This window comes from Amycolatopsis sp. NPDC058340 (assembly GCF_042723975.1).
Classification (GTDB): Bacteria; Actinomycetota; Actinomycetes; order Mycobacteriales; family Pseudonocardiaceae; genus Amycolatopsis.
In genome coordinates, this window is sequence record NZ_JBHXIB010000024.1 from 36,720 (window position 1) to 53,826 (window position 17,107).

Sequence of the window (17,107 nt, forward strand, 5' to 3'; positions counted from 1 at the left end):
GAACTTCGTGCCGCGCGAAACCGCGCGGCGAGGCATGACCGGGCGAGCCGTCGTCTCGCTGGTCGTTCTCGCCGCGACCGTGTACCTGTTGCTGACCACCGCCCCGAGACTGGGGCTCGATCTGCGTGGTGGCACGCAGATCGTGCTGGAGACCAAGGATTCGCCCACCGTCACCGCCGACGCGGAGACCACCGACCGGACGCTCGAGGTGCTGCGCCGCCGGGTCGACGCCCTGGGTGTCGCCGAGCCGATGCTGGCCCGCTCGGGGGACAACCGGATCATCGTCGAACTGCCCGGCGTCCGGGATCCGCGCGAGGCCGTCGAGGTGATCGGCCGCACCGCTCAACTGTCCTTCCATCCGGTGCTCGCCCCCGGCGCCGCGGACTCCCGTGTCCTCGACGACGAGAGCGGGCAGCCGGTCACTCTGGGACCCGCCGCGCTGACCGGCGAAGGCGTCGACGAGGCGCGTTCGTCGGTCGATTCGCAGGGCGGCGGCTGGCTCGTTTCGGTTGATTTCAAAGGGGATTCCGGTCGTGCCTGGGAACGGCTGACCGGGCAGGCCGCGTGCTCGCCGCCAGGTGATCCCACCCGCCGGGTGGCGATCGCGCTCGACGACAAGGTGATCTCGTCGCCGCAGGTGAGCCCGCAGGTCGCCTGCGGGGTCGGGATCGTCGGCGGGAGCACGCAGATCACCGGGCGGTTCTCACCCGCCGAAGCCAAGGATCTGGCACTGTTGATCAACGCCGGCGCGCTGCCGACACCGGTCGAGATCATCGAGCAGCGCACCGTCGGGCCCACGCTCGGCGCCGCCGCCATCGACGCCAGTGCCCGTGCCGCCGTGATCGGGCTGGCGCTGACCGCGCTGTTCCTGCTCGCGGTGTACCGGCTGGCCGGGCTGATCGCCGTGGGCGCGCTGGTGGCGTACGCGGGCGTTTCCTATGCCGCGCTGCTCGCGGTCGGCGCGACGCTGACCTTGCCGGGGCTCGCCGGCTTCGTACTGGCCATCGGCATGGCGGTCGACGCCACCGTGCTCGTCTTCGAACGGGCGAGAGAGGAACACGCGGTCAAACGCGGTGGTTCGCTGCCACGTTCGGTCAGCCGCGGGTTCAGCGGCGCGTTGTCGGCGATCGTCGATTCGAACGTGACCACCCTGCTCGCCGCGGGTCTGCTGTTCTGGCTGGCGTCCGGCCCGGTGCGCGGCTTCGGGGTGACGCTGTCGATCGGCGTCGTCGTCGCGTTGTTCATCTCGCTCGTGCTGACGCGTTTGCTGCTGCATCTCACGATGCGGGGTGTGGTCGCGCGCAAACCGCGGCTGTCCGGGCTCACGCACGAAGGCCGGGTCCGCCAGTGGGTGAACCGCCGCGATCCCGAATTCCTCGGGAAACCGAAACGCTGGCTGATGGTGGCGGGCGCGGTCGTGATCGCCGCGATCGCGGGACTGTTCGTGGCCGGGCCGAATCTCGGCGTCGAATTCACCGGCGGCCGGGTCGTCGAATACAGCACTTCGGCGCCCGCCGACGTCGAGCGGGTCCGGGACGCGGTCTCCGACGCGGGCTTCCCCCGCGCCGTCGTGCAGACGTCCGGCGAGAAGGACATCTCGGTCCGCACCGAGCCGATCGACGAGGACGCCACCGAACGGATCCGGACCGCCGTCGCCGGGGTGGCCGGCGACGCCACCGAGATCCGCGACGAGAAGATCGGCCCGAGCCTCGGCGCCGAACTGCGCACCAAGGCGGTGATCGCGCTCGGCCTCGCGGTGCTGGCGCAGCTGATCTACCTGGCGGTGCGGTTCGATTGGCGGCTCGGCCTCGCCACCGTGGCCGCGCTCGCCCAGGACGTCCTGATCATCCTCGGGATCTTCGCCTGGCTGGGCAAATCCATGGACGGGGTCTTCCTCGCCGCGCTGCTGACGGTGATCGGCTATTCGGTCAACGACTCGGTGGTGGTCTTCGACCGGGTGCGGGAAGTGCGGGGACAACGCCGCAAGGAGCCGTTCTCGCGCGTCGTCGGCACGGCGGTGCTGCAGACGTTGCCGCGGACGATCAACACCGGGATCGGGGTGCTGTTCGTCCTCGGGGCGTTGCTGTTCCTCGGAGACGGTTCGCTGGCCGACTTCGCCCTCGCGCTCCTGCTCGGTCTCGTCGCGGGCACGGTGTCCACAGTGGCCACCGCGGGGCCCGTCGCGATCCTGCTCGACAAGCGGTGGCCCGGGGCCGGACGTCCCGCCCGGAAGGCGAATCCGGCACGGCGGCGGGACGACAACGGCGCGGTGGTGTGATCGACGTTCCTTTGTGGACCGCCGCGCTCCACCCGGCCTCTATGCTCGTTCCCGGTGGCAGGGGAGTCCACCGGGAACGAGGGGCGGGTAGATGATCCAGAGCGTGCTCGTCGGCGCGGTCGTCGTGCTGGCTTGGACGATGACCGCGGCACGGCTGGAACGCTGGCAGATCACCGCGCCGATGGCGATGGTCGCGGCCGGGCTGGCGATCGGGTTCACCACCCGCAACGATCTCGGCAACGGGCTCAACACCGAGATCGCGCTCAACGCGGCGGAACTGATCCTGGCGCTGCTGCTGTTCGTGGACGCCACCGCGGTCAAGGGCGGTTACCTCGGCCACGACGGGAAAACGGCGGTGCGGCTGCTGCTGATCGCGTTGCCGCTGACGATCCTGATCGTCATGGGCGTCGGCCTGCTGACGCTGCCGGGTCTCGGCTGGGCGGCGGTCCTGCTGATCGCCTGCATCATCGCCCCGACGGATTTCGCGCCCGCGACTTCGGTGGTGCACGACGTCCGGGTGCCCGAACGCGTGCGGCATCTGCTGAACGTCGAGAGCGGCTACAACGACGGTGTCGTCGCCCCGGTCTTCATCTTCGCGCTCACCCTCGCGGGGAGCCGTCACCAGGCGAACACGCCGGGCGAGGCGTTGCAGGCCGCGATCCCGGCGGCGTTGCTTGCCGTGCTGGCGGGTTCCGTCATCGGGGCGGCGGCCGCGGTGGCGATGAACGTGACGGCCGGACACGGCTGGTCGACCCGGCATTCCGCGCGGGTCGCGGCCGTCGCCCTCCCGTTGCTCACCTACACCGCCGCCGTCGCGATCGGCGGCAACGGCTTCGTCGCCGCGTTCATCTGCGGGATCGCCTACAAGACCGCCCGGCACCCCGATGAGGAGGAACTCGGGCTCGCCGAAGACGTCAGTTCGCTGTGCGGGCTGCTGATGTGGTTCGTCTTCGGCAGCACCGCGGTGCTGGTGCTGTCCTTCGGTCTCACCTGGGGCATCGTGCTCGTCGGTGTCGTCGCGCTGACCGTCGCCCGGCTGATCCCGGTGCTGCTCACCTTGCTGCGGACGGATTTCCGCTGGAAGGACCGGATGACCATCGGCCTGCTGGCCCCGCGCGGCGCGGCGTCGATCGTGTTCGGGCTGCTGGCCTTCAACTCACTGGAGGGGGACGCCGCCGATGTCGCGCTGAGCGTCATGTCGGTGACCGTGCTGGCGAGCGTCGTCGCGCACGGCGTCGGGGCTTCGGCGTTCCTGAACCGCAAGTCGAAGCGGGCTTGACCGGACGTCCTCAAAGGACTGAGCGTCGCTGGTCAAGGTCCGTGCGGGTACGCGCAAGTCGGTGCGCGGGTTTCTTGTGAGCGTGACGGGAGTATCGGCACGCGAGCAGGAGGAGACCCATGACTTTGACCGGCGGGTTGTTCATCGACGGTTCCTGGTCGGAAGCGGCGGCGACGTTCGACGACCTCAACCCGGCCACGGGCGAAGTGCTCGCCAGGGTCGCCGACGCGAGCCCGGAGGACGTGGACCGTGCGGTGAAGGCGGCACGGGCCGCGCTGGAGGGCGCCTGGGGCGAGACGCCGGGCGTGGAACGCGGACGGCTGCTGAACCGGCTGGCCGACCTCGTCGAACGCGACGCGGCGGAACTCGCCCGGCTCGAAGCGCTCGACATCGGCAAACCGGCGGGCCAGCCAGCGATGCTGGACGTGCCGAACGCCATCGCCACGTTCCGCCATTTCGCCGGCTGGGCCGACAAGATCCAGGGCGCCACGATCCCCACCGCGGGATACATGGGCATGGCGAAGACCCACTCGTACACCGTGCGCGAGCCGGTGGGCGTGATCGGGGCGATCGTCCCCTGGAACACGCCGCTGATGATCGCCGCGTGGAAACTCGGCCCGGCGCTGGCCGCGGGCAACACCCTGGTCGTCAAACCGGCCGAGGACGCGCCGCTGTCGATCCTGCATCTGGGCAAGCTCATCGAAGAGGCGGGCTTCCCGGCGGGCGTCGTCAACATCGTCCCCGGTCTCGGCGGCGGCGCGGGTGCCGCGCTCGTCGCGCATCCGGACGTCGACAAGATCAGCTTCACCGGTTCGCCGGAGGTGGGACGGCTGATCCAGAAGTCCGCCGCGGACACGTTCAAACGGGTCACGCTGGAACTGGGCGGCAAGAGCCCGCAGATCGTCGCGGAGGACGCCGACGTCAAGGCGGCGATCCAGGGCATCGCGATGGGCCTGTTCTTCAACCAGGGCGAGGTATGCGCGGCCGGTACGCGCGTACTCGTGCACCGGTCCCACTACGACACCGTGGTCGCGGCGCTCGCCGAGGCGGCCGACGCGCAGGTGCTCGGCGACCCGTTCGCCGAGACGACGACCATGGGCGCGCTCGTGAACGCCGACCAGCAACGCCGCGTCCTCGACTACATCGAACAGGGCAAGGCCTCCGGCGCGCGGCTCGTGGCGGGCGGAGAACAGCCCGAGGGACCCGGATTCTTCGTCCGTCCCACGATCTTCGCCGACGTGGACTACGGATCGGTGATCGCACGGGAGGAGATCTTCGGCCCGGTCGGGGCGGTGATCCCGTTCGACACCCTCGACGAGGCGATCGCCATCGCCAACGACACCCGGTACGGCCTCGCGGCGACCATCTGGACCCGCGACGTCTCGAACGCGCACACGCTGGCGGCCAAGATCCGCGCCGGCGCGGTCTGGGTCAACGGCTGGGCGGCGATCGATCCTGCCCTGCCGTGGGGCGGGATGAAGTCCAGTGGCGTCGGCCGCGAACTCGGGTGGAGCGGGATTCTCGCCAACACCGAGGAAAAGGTCGTCACCGTGGTGCTGTGACGGCGGCCGTGCCCGGAGGTCACCCGCCTCCGGGCACGGTTTTGCGGTACTCCCGCGGCGAGACACCGAAAGTGCCGCGGAACAGCCGCGAGAAATGTGCCGCGTCGGGGAAACCCCACCGCCTGCCGATCGCGGCGATCGGAACTTCCCGGCTCCGCGGATCGGCGAGCTCGCGGCGGCACCGTTCGAGCCGTCGCGAGCGGATCATCGCGGAGACCGAAACGCCTTCCGCCTCGAACACTTTCTGCAGGTATCGCACGGAAACGAAATGCGCGTCCGCCACCGTCTTGGACGACAGGGCGGGATCCGCGAGGTTGTCGTCCACGAATTTCCCGACCCTGGCCCGCAGCGCGCGGTGCGACGCCGGCCCGTCTTCGTCGAGCGGCTGCCGCAGCTGCTGGGCGAACGCCGCGGTGACGAGATCGACCACCGCGTCGCCGAGGTGGGTGGCGATGACCGTCGTCGCCGTGCCGAGTTCACCGCCGAGCCCCTTCAGCAGCGGGGCGATCAGGGCGCCGAGCCCGGAATCACCCGCCAGCCGCACGGCCGTCAGTCCCGCCATGTGGTCTTCGGGCAGGCGGACCAGTTTGCGCGGGAACATCGCGACGGTCATGCGGAAGTCGTCGCTGAACGAGATCCGGTACGGGCGCGAGGTGTCGTAGACGGCCAGGTCCCCGGGCCGCAGCCGGGCCTGCCTGTCGTCCTGTTCGATGACGCTGGATCCGCTGACCTGCAGGCCGAATTTGTACAGCTCCGGATCGTCCTGGCGGATCAGCCGCCGGGTGCGCTCCACGACCGCGTGCGACGCGGACACGGCGGCGAGGACGACCGAGCCGAGCGCCGCCGAATCGACACCGCCGCTGAATCCCGCGGTGCCGTCGCAGCGGGCCTGGAGGGGGACGAACGTCCGGCAGATCCGGTGCTCCCAGTCCTCGAACCTGGCGGCCCCGGCTTTCCCAGTGGCAACTGCCATGCGGACTCCTCATCGAGTAAGCGCAGGTCAGCCCGACCGTACACTACTGAACGGTCGGTCGGTCAAGGGCGCATTCGGGCAAGTCCGGTTCGCCGCGAGTCAACTCGGACGGTGACCGCGGGCACACACTGGGGGCGCGATCGACCAACGAGCGAAGAGGTTCCCATGGGTTCTGACACCAGCAGCGATTACGTCGTCGTCGGAGCGGGCTCGGCCGGAAGTGCGCTGGTCCGGCGGCTCGTGGACGCCGGCCGGACGGTGCACGTCCTGGAGGCCGGGCCGTCGGACGACGCGGCGGCGATCCACAGTCCGCAGGGCTGGCCGACGCTGCTGGCCGGACCGCAGGACTGGGCGGTGACCACCGTCCCGCAGAAGTTCGCGAACGACCGTTCGCTGTTCTGGCCGCGCGGCAAGGTGCTCGGCGGGAGCAGCTCCCTCAACGGCATGATCTACATGCGCGGCCATCGGACGGATTACGACGGGTGGGCGGCCGCGGGCTGCACGGGCTGGGGCTGGGACGACGTCCTGCCGCTGTTCCTGCGGTCGGAAGACCATCTCACCGGGGCGAACGCGCATCACGCGACCGGCGGCCCCCTGCCGGTCGGCCCGATCACCGAACCGCATCCGACCGCGCGGGCGTTCGTCGACGCCGCCGTCGCCGCGGGGCACAAACGCAACGAGGACTTCAACGGCGAGGAACTGCGCGGCGTCGGGTTCAACGAGATGACCGTCCGCGACGGCAAGCGCATGAGCGCCTGGCGGAGTTTCGTGGCGCCGATCCTGGACAGCCCGGCCCTCACCGTCACCACCGGCGCGCTGATCGACCGTGTCGTCGTCGAAAACGGCCGGGCCGTGGGCGTCGAGTACCTCGCCGGCGGAGAACGGCGAACGGCACGGGCCGGCGCCGAGGTCATCCTGTCCGCGGGCACGATCGGCTCGCCCGCGATCCTGCTCCGCAGCGGGATCGGTCCGACGGCGCATCTGCGCGAACTCGGTGTCGATGTCGTCGAGAATCTCCCCGGCGTCGGCGAGAACCTGCACGATCACCCGCTGATCAGCGTCGTCTACGAATCCCTGAAGCCGTTGCCCGAAGGGAAGGCGAACCTGCTGGAGGCCCAGTTCTACGCCGACAGCACGGGCTGGACGGGGGCCGCGCCGGATCTCCAGCCGTTGTTCCTGCACCTCGTCTACCCGGCTGAGGGCTACGAAGTACCCGAACACGGCTACACCATCGCGGCCGGGATCGTCGCGCCGAAATCGCGGGGCACGCTCCGGCTGGCTTCGGCCGACCCGTCGGTGCCCGCCTTGGTCGATCCGCGGATCCTCGCCGACCCGTACGACCTCGAAGCGTTGTGCGACGCGATCGAGATGAGCCGGGAAGTCGGCGCCCAGCGCGCGTTCGACGCCTGGCGCAAACGCGAGGTGGCCCCCGGCCCGGAAGCCACCACGCGCGAGGACATCCGCGAGTTCGCCCGCCGGTCGGTCGGGACGTATCACCACCAGGTCGGCACCTGCCGGATGGGCGTGGACGAGCTTGCCGTCGTCGATCCGGCCCTGCGGGTGCGCGGCGTGGACGGGCTGCGGGTCGCGGACGCCTCGATCATGCCGGTCGTGCCTTCGTGCAACACGAACGCGCCGTCGATCATGGTGGGGGAGAAGGCGGCCGACCTGATCACCGGCGGGTGAGCGGTCAGCTCAGGTCGTACGGTTCGGCGCTGTTCCACAACGCCTCCGCCTCGCCGAGGAACGTCCGGTACGCCGCGCCGTCCGCGGGCTGCAGGACGAACTTCGGATCACCGGCCTGGTACGTGTAGTACTCGGCGAACAGTGCCGAGCCGGTGGCGATGACCCCGATCGCGATGGGATGCGCGACGAGCCGGACGGAGAGGTTTCCGCCGGTCGAACGGTTCAGCTCGGCCAGCACCCGCAACGTGTGGAGGACGCGTTCTCGCGCGCTTTCCGGCGAACGCACGGCGTGGTAACGGGAGGCGGCCGTGTCGATCGCGGGCGAATGCGGGTCGATCAGCACGAACCGGATCTTCGCCCCGGTACGCAACCGTTCTTCGAGCTTGCCGTAGTTGTTGTTCACCAGGGTGTTGCGGGCCATCCCGGTGATCAGCAGTTCGCTCGTGCCGTCGATCGCCTCGGCGAGCCCGGGGCCGAAGTCCTCGCTGAACACCGGACGGCGCTCCCGCGCGATCTGGTCCGCGGCGGACAGCGGCCAGGGCGTGCCGTCCTCCCACAGCCGTTCCGCCTCGTCGGCGAAGTGCTGGTACCAGGGCGCGTCCTTCGGTTCCACTGTGAACACCGGCGAGGCTTCACCGGTCGGCCGGTATTCGTAGTGCTGGACGCAGATCAGTCCTCGTTTGGTGGAGACGTCGAGGCAGTTGAAACCCGCGGAGGAGATCCGCGAAGACACCCGGATCTCCAGCCTGCCGCTCGTCCGGCTCTTCAAGGACGTCAGTTCGTCCAGGGTCGCGAGGATCCGCTGCCGGAGCCGTCCTTGTCCGAGGCTTTGGGAGATTCGGCGATCGGCGACGGCGACGAGTTCTTCGTCGGTCGGATCCAGGACCAGAACCCGGATCCGTCCGCCGGAATCGAGGATCGACCGGATGTCGCTGCGCATACCCTGCACGGTCCTTGTCATCGAATGCCCGATGAGCAGGATGTCGAACGCCGCCGCGCGCCGGGAGATGAGATCCGCGGGGAACTCCGGTTCGAAGAGCGTCGCGGGGCCGCCGCGATTCGCATCCCGGACCTGCTCGGTCAGCCGCCGCGAGCGGATCTGGGAGAACGCGAGCAGGGCCAGCAGTGCCGTCACCACGGAGGAAAGCGTTTTGACGTCCGAGATCCCGGTCGCGCCCAGGACGGTGAACGCCAGCGCGACGGTGCCAAGTACGTACAGATCCAGGTTGTCGTCGGTGATCACGCGCGCCAGCGATCGCCGGATCCGTCCACGCTCGTCCGCCACTGAACCCCCTCGTCGTCGGTTGCGTGGAGACGATATCGGCCGGACGCCCCGGCATGTCCGGGATTGCTGACATCGATGGCATACCGCGAACCAAGCGATACGAAGCCATTTGGCTCAATCGTTTGTCTGGTCCAGTCCAGTTATGTCTACTAACGTAGAGGGATGGAGCTGGAACTGCGCCACCTGCGCATCATGTGCGCGATCGCCGAACTCGGGAGTATCACCAAGGCGGCGAACACGCTCGGAATGGCCCAGCCTGCACTGACAGCACAACTGAAGCGCATCGAGCGGACCCTCGGCGGGAAGCTGTTCCTGCGCGATCACACGGGCACCAGGCCGACCGCGCTCGGTCTCCTCGTCCTCGACCGGGCCAAGATGGTGCTCCCCGCCGTGTCGTCGCTGCACGACGAGGCGGCGCGCCTCGCCCAGCACGCGGGCACCGGTGAGCCGGTGACCCTGCGGCTCGGCTCGGCGACGGGGCCGATGCTGGGGGCGCTCCTGCAACGCCTCGGCACCACCCATCCCGACATCCACGTCGCCACGCATACGTCGTGGTCGGCCAACAAACTCGCGGACATGACCGCCGAGGGCGCGCTGGACTTCGCCTTCGTCGGCGTCTGCGGTGACGCGGGCCCGCCGCCGGAGCCCGGTCTTCGCTGGCGGACGCTCGCGCATCATCCGGTGTTCGTGCTGATGTCCGCGCGAGACGAGCGCGCGCAGCGGAACGAGGTCGAACTCGGTGCCCTCGCGGACGAACGCTGGTGCGCGACGCCGGGCGACGGATGTTTCGGCGACTGTTTCGCGTCCGCGTGCGCCCGGTCGGGATTCACGCCGCGTTCGTTGTACGAAACCGATGTGCTGACCTGTATCGAGATGGTCGAATCGGGACACGCGGTGGTGTTGTGCCAGCCGCTGTTCCACGAGATCCCGGGGATCGTCGCGGTCCCGATCGCGGGGAATCCGCTGAGCTGGCGGAATCTCGTCGGCTGGTCGGAGCGCGGGGAGATGGGCCCCTTCGCCGCGGAGATGATCGCCCTGTCCCGTGCGGTGTACGGCGAACTGATCGACCGGCGGCCGGCCTACTCGAAGTACCTGGAGCTGAATCCGGGTTATGGCGTCGACTACACGGACGCGGGAGTGGGCTGACCAGCGCCGGAGTGGTCGAAAGGTCCAGTCCACTTGGTGGATATGACCTAAATGGTATGTACCATTAGCGGCAGGTGCCTCGTACGGTCTGGGACGAGATCTTCTTCCGGAACGCGGTGAGGAAACGCCTGAAATGAACCGAAAGATCGTAGCGGCCGCCGCGGCGGCCCTTACCGGCGCGGGCCTGGTCACGGCCGTCGCGCTGACGCCGAGCGCCAGCGCCGGCCAGACCGCTTCGGCGGCCGACCAGGTCCAGTCGGAGATCGTCGCCGCCTTGGCGCGTGACCTGAAGATCAGCCCGGATCAGGCAAGGAACCGCCTCGCCGGTGAACAGAAGGCCGCCCGCGCCGAAAGCGACCTCAAGTCCCGGCTCGGCCCGTCCTACGCCGGCTCGTGGCTCGACGCGTCCGGGACCACGCTGACCGTCGCGGTCACCGACGCCGCCTTGGAGGGCGTCGTCCGGGCGGCAGGCGCGACCCCGAAGACCGTCGCCCGGAGCGCCGCGCAGCTCGACGCGGCGAAGTTGTCGTTGGACGCCAAGGGAACCAGCGCGCCGAAGACCGTGCCCGGCTGGTACGTCGACGCCACCACCAACTCGATCGTCGTCCTGGCCAACGCCGGTGGCGAAGCCGCCGCGAAGTCGTGGGCGACCGCCTCCGGTGTGCGTGCCGACGCGGTGCGGGTCGAGACCAGCACCGAAAGCCCGGTCCCGCTGATCGACGTCATCGGCGGCAACGCCTACACCTTCGGTTCGGGCCGGTGCTCGATCGGTTTCTCGGTCGAGGGCGGCTTCGTCACCGCGGGCCATTGCGGCACCACCGGTACGCGGACCTCGAACCCGAGCGGGACCGTCGCGGGGAGCAGCTTCCCCGGCAACGACTACGCGTGGGTCCGGGTGGACGCGGGCAACACCCCTCGCCCGCTGGTGAACCGCTACCCGGGCACCGTGCCGGTGGCGGGTTCGCAGGAGGCCGCGATCGGCGCGTCGGTCTGCCGCTCCGGTTCCACCACGGGCTGGCACTGCGGCACGATCCAGCAGAAGAACGCTTCGGTCAACTACCCGCAGGGCACCGTTTCCGGCCTCACGCGGACCAACGCCTGCGCCGAGCCGGGTGACTCCGGTGGTTCGTGGCTCGCGGGCGACCAGGCGCAGGGCGTCACCTCCGGCGGCTCCGGCAACTGCAGCTCGGGCGGCACGTTCTACTTCCAGCCGATCTCGGAGATCCTGAGCGTCTACAGCCTCCGCCTGGTGACCTCGGGTTCGAACCCGCCGTCCAGCACGACGCCGACCACCACGACGTCGAACAACCCGCCCGGCGGAACCTGGGCGGCGGGCACCACCTACGCCGTCGGCGCGACCGTGACCTACGGCGGCGCTTCGTACCGGGCCCTGCAGGGCCACACCGCTCAGGTCGGTTGGGAGCCGCCGAACGTCCCAGCGCTTTGGGCACGCGCCTGACCACCTAGCCGTCCGGGCCACACGCAGGGGTGAGCCCGGACCCGACCGCCCCCGGCGTCGTCCGTGCGTCGGGGGCGGTCCCTCTTTGGTCACCGTGGTCGTGAGTGGTAAGTGTCGTTCTAACGTCACTTATCACTCACGACCACGGTGACCGGGTCAGTGCAGGACCTTCAGGCCCACCACGCAGGCGACGATCCCCACGATCAGCAGGATCCGGGCCACCGAAACGGTTTCCGCGCCCGACCACATGCCGTACGCGACGGTGAGCGAAGCCCCGATGCCGACCCAGACCGCGTAGGCGGTACCGACGGGGAGATCCTTCATCGCGTAAGCGAGACCCACCATGCTGGCCACCAGCGTCACGCCGAAGATCACCGACGGGACGGGCCGGGACAACCCTTCGGATTTGCCGAGGGCGGTGGCCCAAACGGCTTCCAGCACACCCGAAACGATGAGGACAAGCCACGACATGACGCGCTCCCAGAGCGCCGTCTTGTCGCTGGCCGGGTACGGCACCCACTCGTCCGGGGACCTCGTTCAGGAGGTTCCTCGACCAGGATGGCACACCGCCCGCGTGGAACGCCCGCCGGTTTGACGAGGGTCACCACGCGGGCGCGCCATTGTGGACGGTCAGGTCAGCACCCTTGGCGCCGACCAGGCGAGCAAACCCAGTTCCAGCACCGAGAATCCGATCAGCGCCCACGCGCTCGGCAGCCAGATCAGCGCGATGCCGACGAGGAGGACGGGCAGGACCAGCCCGGCGTAGGCGGCCAGGAACAACGCGGCGAGGACCTCACCGCGCACCGGCGGTTCGGCGAGGGCGGCGACGGTGGCCACCGAGGCACGGAAGCCCAGCCCGACGCCGGCGCCCGCCACGATCCCGCCGGCGACGAAGAGCCACAGCTGGGACGTCGTCACGGCGACCGGCAGCGCCACCAGCCCGCTCACCATCAGCCCGAGGCCGAGCCGTAGCTGGGTTTTCCTGGCCAGACCGGCGAAGAGCACCTGCGCCGCGGCCGCCGCGAGGAACACCGAGAACGACGCGAGACCGGCCAGCAGCCGCGAACTCTCGTGCATGCCCTGCGCCAGCAACGTCGGCGTCAGCGCCATGAAGAGACCCGTGATCGCGAACGCCGCGAAAGCGCCGATCGCCGCGCCGAAGAAGGCGGGCCGTGCACTCGACGGCAGTGAGACCCGCTGCGGCCGATAAGCGGGCCGTTCTTCAGCGCGCTCCACCGTTTCCGGTACGAGCGCGACCGCGATGGCCGCGGCGAGCAGCAAGACCAGGAAGAACACGAACGGGGTGGTGAGCGGCTCGGCCGAATAGCTCGCGAACACGCCACCGAACAGCGGTCCGAGCGCCAGCCCGCCCATGTTGACCACGGTCGCGATCAGTCCCGCGCGGCCGTGGTCCTCCCGTGGCCGGGCGACGGCGCGGAGTTCGGACAGATGCGCGGTGGCGGTCGCGGTCAGCGCGCCGATACCCGCGCCGCCGACGAGCCTGGCCAGGATCAGCCCGGGAACATCCGGCCACGCCAGGAAAAGTGTCGCCGAAAGTGCCTGCGTCAAGGTCGCGGCGAGGATCACCCGCCGTCGCCCAAGCCAGTCGCTGACATGGCCGGCGAGATACAGGCTGCCCATCACGCCGACGGCGTACGCCGCGAAGACGATGGTCACGACGTAGGTCGGGAAGCCGTCGCGCTGCTGGTAGAGCACGTAGAGGGGAGTGGGGACGGTGGAGAAGGCCAGCGAGGCGGCGTAGGCCGCCGCGATGACCCAGAAACCGCGACCGTGGCTGATCCGCCGGAACGCGGGACGGGGGAGGGCGACGCTGTTCAGCATGTCTCCACTGTGAATCGCCGGATCATCCAAGTCCAACGAACAATCCTGGTCACAGTTATCGACAAGTGCGATAATAGAGACCGTGGAGACCCGCCAGCTCGAATGCTTCGTCGCGGTCGCCGAGGAGCTCAGCTTCACTCGCGCGGCTCAGCGGTTGTACGCGGTGCAGTCCACCGTCTCGGCGACGATCCAGGCTCTCGAAGGCGAACTGGGGGTCAAGCTGTTCGACCGGTCCACGCGAAGGGTCGAGCTCTCCCCGGCGGGAAAGGTGTTCCTGCCCGAGGCCAAGGCCGCGCTGGAAGCCTTCGACAGGGCACGGGAGGTGGTCACCGACGCCTCCGCCGGTCTGCGAGGCAGCCTTCGCATCGGCACGCTGACCAGCGTCGGCGATCTCGACCTGCCCGATCTGCTCGGCGCGTTCCATCGCCGCTATCCGCTGGTCGACCTGCACGTTTCGGTGTCGATCACCGGGTCGACCGGGCTCGCCGAGGATCTGCGTCAGGGCAGGCTCGACGTCGCCCTCCTCGGTCTGCCCGAATCGGATCTCGCCGGGCTCGACACCAAACTGCTCGGTTCGGCGCCGTTCGTCGCCGTGCTGCCCGACGGCCACCGGCTGAGCGGACGGCGGTCGCTGACCTTGGCCGACCTCGCTGGCGAGTCCTTCGTGGACAATCCGCGCGGGTTCGGCAACCGGGTGGCCCTGGACCGCGCTTTCGAGGCGCTCGGGGCGCCGCGCCGGGTCATCGTCGAGGTCGCCGACCTGCGTGCCGTGCCCTCCTATGTCGCGGCGGGGCTCGGCGTCGCCGTGGTGCCCGATCTCAAGCTGCTCGCGGGCGTCCGGACGATCCCGCTCGACGAGCCCGGCCTCACCTGGCCGCTGACCATCGCCACCCGGGGAGAGCGGCCGCCGAGCCGGGCCGCCCGGCTGCTGCTCGACCTCGTCGACAGCGGGGAGTTCTCGCTCGTGATCCCCGCGCGGAACTGAGTTCAGCCCGTCAGCAGCGTGCGGGTCGTCTTCGTCACCAGGTCGACGGTGCGCGGTGGTGGTGCCTCGCCGCGGTCGAGATGCCGCCTCACCGCGGCATAGGGGAGGTCCACGAGGGCCAGCATCAGCTCGTCGGTGCTCCGGCCGGTCAGCGGACGCAGCTTTCGCAGCACCTTGGTGATCGCCGTGTCGAGCCGGTGGTTGGCGGCCTCGACACGGGCGCGATCCTCGGCGCTCCAGTCGTCGACGCCGAGCGTCCCGTCGCCTCCGTAGAGCAGCTTCGCCTCGGCTGGATGGGCGCGGCACCACCGGACGACCTGCGCCGAGGCCTCGACGGCGGCTTCGATGGCCGGTTCCTGTTCGAGCGCTTCGAGATAGCCCTGCTGGAAGCCGGTCAGGGTGCGGAGCCAGACGGCGGCGAGCAGTGCCGGACGCCCGGGGAAACGGTGGTAGACCGACCCGCTCGGCGCGCCGACCTCGCGGGCGACGGCCGACATGGTCACCCCGGCGGCCCCTTCGGTGGCGAAGATCCGCACGGCGGCGTCGAGGAAGTCGTCGGCGGTGTGCCGCGGTGGCCGTCCCATTTTCAGAGACTATCCTCTACTATCGTTTTAGGGGAAGGTCTCTAGAACTGGGAGGCGCGATGCGCGTATGGAACAGGCATCACCGGATCGTCGACGTGGCACCAGAACGCGTCGGCGCGCTGATCGACACGCTGGCCGCGGACGGCGACCGGCTCTGGCCCGTCGACGCGTGGCCGCCGATGCGGTTCGACCGGCCGCTCGAGGTGGGAGCGGACGGCGGGCACGGGCCGGTGCGGTACCGGGTCGAGTCCTACGAGCCCGGGAAGTCGGTGCGGTTCCGGTTCACCGCGCCGCGCGGCTTCGACGGGTTCCACGAATTCACCCTGCGGACGACGGAAAACGGGAGGACCGAACTCGGGCACCTCATGGTGCTGCGGCTCCGGCATCCCGCGTGGCTGACGTATCCGCTGCTGTGGCGGCCGATGCACGACGCTCTGTTGGAGGACTGCCTCGACCGCGCCGAGCGTGAACTCACCGGCACGGTCGAGACGCCCGCTCGATGGAGCCTTTACGTCCGGCTCTTGCGGAACCTGATCTCCGGCAAGAGGCCTTTCCGCTTGAGGGCGAACAAGGTGCCGCCGATGAGCACGACGGCGATCAGGTAACCCAGTGCCAAGGACACGGCGCCGCCGTTCGCGGGTGGGAGCAGAACGCCGAACACGGCGCTGACGACGGCGAGGATCCACCGTCCGCGGTCGGTCGTGAGGCTCACGGCGAGCAGCGCGACCGTCCACAGGAGATACCACGGCTGTACGACCGGGCCGAGGACCAGCATCGCGGCGAAGGTCAGCCCCGCGGCGTAGAGCGGGTGCAGCTTCTCGCGGTAGGTGAGCCACAGCAGCCTGGCGCCGACGGCGAGACCGAGGATCGCTCCGATGAGCGAGAACACCTCGATCGCGCCGTCGGTCAGGTCTGCCCCGAAGATCTTGCCGATCCCGCCGACGAGGAAGCCGAGTTCATTGGTGGGCGCCATCCAGCTGTGGACCTGGCCTGAGACACCGGAAAGTACGCGGACCCAGCCGAAGCCGAGCCCGCTGCCGAGCGAGATCGCCGCGGTGACGGCGGCGAATCCGGCGGGCAGCCCGAGCGCGACCGCCACCCGGCCGGCGGGAGTCGCCCGGCGGAACAGGTCGACGCCGACGAACAGCAGACCCGCGACGGCCACGATCTTGATGTTCGCGGCCGCGCTCACCGCGACCACGCCTGCCGCGATCAAGGCGGGCCGGGTCGCACCGGTCTTCGCCGCGCCCATGAGGACGAGTTCCAGTCCGGCGACCATCAGCCCGACCATGAGCCCGTCGTTGTGCACCCCCGCCACGACGTGCCAGAGCACCAGCGGGTTGAGCACGGCCAGCCACAACGCGATCGACGGAGAAACCCCGGCGCGGCGGGCGAGCCGGGGGAGCGCCCACGCCATGAGCACGATCCCGATCAGGCCGAGCAGCCGGTGGAGCAGCACCGTCGGCACGAAGGCGTCCCCGGCGATCTGGGCGATCGTGCGGGCCAGCGCGACGAACGCCGGACCGTACGGCGCGGGCGTGTCCCGCCAGTAGTGGCTGACCGCCATCGTCACCGGGGAATCCGCGCCGAGCGCCTCGGCGGGCCCCACCAGGTAGGTATCCAGCCCCTTGGCCGCGATCAGGCCTTGCGCCAGGTAGCTGTTGATGTCGCCGCTGAACAGGGGACGCGCGACGAGCAGCGGAGCGCACCACGAGACCGCGATCCAGTACAGCCGCCGCTCGGGCAGCCCGGCGGCGAGCCGTCCGATGCCGAGCCAGGACAGCACGAGGGTGGCCATCCCGGCGACGCCCAGCGCCACCACCGGCACCGAGGGCAGGCCGATCCCGGACGTGACCAGCACCAGCACGGCGATCCCGAGGAAACCCGCCCAGTGCAACGCCGAGATCTTCAGCCCGGTCTTCTCCGGCGCGGGCAAGACGTTCTGCATGCGGCCAAACTACTCCAAGTGCGAAACCCGGCTGCGCCGATCGTACGGGAATCCGGCTCCGACGCTTCGGGGCCGCGTCC

Annotated in this window: 14 protein-coding genes and 1 riboswitch; of the genes, 8 read left to right on the top strand and 6 right to left on the bottom strand. The window is 69.8% G+C overall.

From position 1 onward, the window contains the following. The first annotated feature begins 7 nt into the window (after positions 1 to 7). The 3 genes from secD to styD all read left to right on the top strand — a co-directional run bounded on the left by secD (position 8) and on the right by styD (position 5,119). Entirely contained in the window at positions 8 to 2,278 is a 2,271-nt protein-coding gene (secD, locus tag ACFWIW_RS24900) for a protein translocase subunit SecD (protein WP_378370644.1), read from the top strand. Between the two features lie 91 nt (positions 2,279 to 2,369). Then, positions 2,370 to 3,557, top strand: coding sequence for a cation:proton antiporter (locus ACFWIW_RS24905; RefSeq protein WP_378370645.1), 1,188 nt, complete (start codon positions 2,370 to 2,372; stop codon positions 3,555 to 3,557). Positions 3,558 to 3,676: 119 nt separating this feature from the next. Continuing rightward, positions 3,677 to 5,119, top strand: a complete 1,443-nt coding sequence (gene styD / locus ACFWIW_RS24910) for a phenylacetaldehyde dehydrogenase StyD (RefSeq protein WP_378370646.1) — start codon at positions 3,677 to 3,679, stop codon at positions 5,117 to 5,119. Between the two features lie 19 nt (positions 5,120 to 5,138). Here styD and ACFWIW_RS24915 read toward each other — a convergent pair whose 3' ends face one another. Next, the gene (locus ACFWIW_RS24915) at positions 5,139 to 6,092 is read right to left on the bottom strand and encodes a helix-turn-helix domain-containing protein (RefSeq protein WP_378370647.1); all 954 of its coding nucleotides are present in this window, start codon (positions 6,090 to 6,092) and stop codon (positions 5,139 to 5,141) included. 165 nt (positions 6,093 to 6,257) lie between these two features. Between ACFWIW_RS24915 and ACFWIW_RS24920 the strand changes: the two genes are divergently transcribed. Further along, entirely contained in the window at positions 6,258 to 7,778 is a 1,521-nt protein-coding gene (locus ACFWIW_RS24920) for a GMC family oxidoreductase (protein ID WP_378370648.1), read from the top strand. Between the two features lie 4 nt (positions 7,779 to 7,782). Here the strand turns inward: ACFWIW_RS24920 and ACFWIW_RS24925 are convergent, their stop codons facing one another. After that, positions 7,783 to 9,063 carry a hypothetical protein gene (locus ACFWIW_RS24925; RefSeq protein ID WP_378370649.1) on the bottom strand — a complete coding sequence of 427 codons (1,281 nt, stop codon included), beginning with the start codon at positions 9,061 to 9,063 and terminating at the stop codon, positions 7,783 to 7,785. Positions 9,064 to 9,225: 162 nt separating this feature from the next. On the opposite strand from ACFWIW_RS24925, the gene ACFWIW_RS24930 reads away from it, so the two are divergent. Together ACFWIW_RS24930 and ACFWIW_RS24935 are read left to right on the top strand one after the other, a co-directional pair. Further along, positions 9,226 to 10,209 (top strand): LysR substrate-binding domain-containing protein, encoded by a 984-nt coding sequence (locus ACFWIW_RS24930; RefSeq protein ID WP_378370650.1) that lies wholly within the window; start codon positions 9,226 to 9,228, stop codon positions 10,207 to 10,209. Positions 10,210 to 10,342: 133 nt separating this feature from the next. After that, complete coding sequence (locus tag ACFWIW_RS24935) at positions 10,343 to 11,668, top strand: alpha-lytic protease prodomain-containing protein (protein ID WP_378370651.1); 1,326 nt, start codon at positions 10,343 to 10,345, stop codon at positions 11,666 to 11,668. 156 nt (positions 11,669 to 11,824) lie between these two features. Here ACFWIW_RS24935 and ACFWIW_RS24940 read toward each other — a convergent pair whose 3' ends face one another. Both ACFWIW_RS24940 and ACFWIW_RS24945 read right to left on the bottom strand, forming a co-directional pair. Next, positions 11,825 to 12,139 carry a multidrug efflux SMR transporter gene (locus ACFWIW_RS24940; protein WP_063277207.1) on the bottom strand — a complete coding sequence of 105 codons (315 nt, stop codon included), beginning with the start codon at positions 12,137 to 12,139 and terminating at the stop codon, positions 11,825 to 11,827. 11 nt (positions 12,140 to 12,150) lie between these two features. After that, positions 12,151 to 12,219: riboswitch (guanidine-III (ykkC-III) riboswitch) on the bottom strand. 79 nt (positions 12,220 to 12,298) lie between these two features. Beyond that, the gene (locus tag ACFWIW_RS24945) at positions 12,299 to 13,510 is read right to left on the bottom strand and encodes an MFS transporter (RefSeq protein WP_378370652.1); all 1,212 of its coding nucleotides are present in this window, start codon (positions 13,508 to 13,510) and stop codon (positions 12,299 to 12,301) included. An 82-nt stretch (positions 13,511 to 13,592) separates the two neighbouring features. Between ACFWIW_RS24945 and ACFWIW_RS24950 the strand changes: the two genes are divergently transcribed. Beyond that, entirely contained in the window at positions 13,593 to 14,495 is a 903-nt protein-coding gene (locus tag ACFWIW_RS24950) for a LysR family transcriptional regulator (protein ID WP_378370653.1), read from the top strand. Between the two features lie 2 nt (positions 14,496 to 14,497). On the opposite strand, the gene ACFWIW_RS24955 is transcribed toward ACFWIW_RS24950, so the two are convergent. Next, positions 14,498 to 15,079: a TetR/AcrR family transcriptional regulator gene (locus tag ACFWIW_RS24955; RefSeq protein WP_378370654.1), complete on the bottom strand. Its 582-nt coding sequence runs from the start codon at positions 15,077 to 15,079 to the stop codon at positions 14,498 to 14,500. A gap of 59 nt (positions 15,080 to 15,138) precedes the next feature. Here ACFWIW_RS24955 and ACFWIW_RS24960 point away from each other — a divergent pair, with 59 nt between their 5' ends. Next, the gene (locus ACFWIW_RS24960; protein ID WP_378370655.1) at positions 15,139 to 15,684 is read left to right on the top strand and encodes an SRPBCC family protein; all 546 of its coding nucleotides are present in this window, start codon (positions 15,139 to 15,141) and stop codon (positions 15,682 to 15,684) included. On the opposite strand, the gene mptB is transcribed toward ACFWIW_RS24960, so the two are convergent. Beyond that, the gene (mptB, locus tag ACFWIW_RS24965) at positions 15,588 to 17,027 is read right to left on the bottom strand and encodes a polyprenol phosphomannose-dependent alpha 1,6 mannosyltransferase MptB (protein ID WP_378370656.1); all 1,440 of its coding nucleotides are present in this window, start codon (positions 17,025 to 17,027) and stop codon (positions 15,588 to 15,590) included. The two genes, ACFWIW_RS24960 and mptB, sit on opposite strands and share 97 nt — an antisense overlap. Positions 17,028 to 17,107: the final 80 nt, after the last annotated feature.

Coding starts and splice junctions, on each gene's coding strand:
- ACFWIW_RS24915 (WP_378370647.1), bottom strand. CDS start 6,092: ATGGCAGTTGCCACTGGGAAAGCCGGGGCCGCCAGGTTCGAGGACTGG.
- ACFWIW_RS24940 (WP_063277207.1), bottom strand. CDS start 12,139: ATGTCGTGGCTTGTCCTCATCGTTTCGGGTGTGCTGGAAGCCGTTTGG.
- ACFWIW_RS24905 (WP_378370645.1), top strand. CDS start 2,370: ATGATCCAGAGCGTGCTCGTCGGCGCGGTCGTCGTGCTGGCTTGGACG.
- ACFWIW_RS24945 (WP_378370652.1), bottom strand. CDS start 13,510: ATGCTGAACAGCGTCGCCCTCCCCCGTCCCGCGTTCCGGCGGATCAGC.
- mptB (WP_378370656.1), bottom strand. CDS start 17,027: ATGCAGAACGTCTTGCCCGCGCCGGAGAAGACCGGGCTGAAGATCTCG.
- styD (WP_378370646.1), top strand. CDS start 3,677: ATGACTTTGACCGGCGGGTTGTTCATCGACGGTTCCTGGTCGGAAGCG.
- ACFWIW_RS24960 (WP_378370655.1), top strand. CDS start 15,139: ATGCGCGTATGGAACAGGCATCACCGGATCGTCGACGTGGCACCAGAA.
- ACFWIW_RS24955 (WP_378370654.1), bottom strand. CDS start 15,079: ATGGGACGGCCACCGCGGCACACCGCCGACGACTTCCTCGACGCCGCC.
- ACFWIW_RS24930 (WP_378370650.1), top strand. CDS start 9,226: ATGGAGCTGGAACTGCGCCACCTGCGCATCATGTGCGCGATCGCCGAA.
- ACFWIW_RS24935 (WP_378370651.1), top strand. CDS start 10,343: ATGAACCGAAAGATCGTAGCGGCCGCCGCGGCGGCCCTTACCGGCGCG.
- ACFWIW_RS24920 (WP_378370648.1), top strand. CDS start 6,258: ATGGGTTCTGACACCAGCAGCGATTACGTCGTCGTCGGAGCGGGCTCG.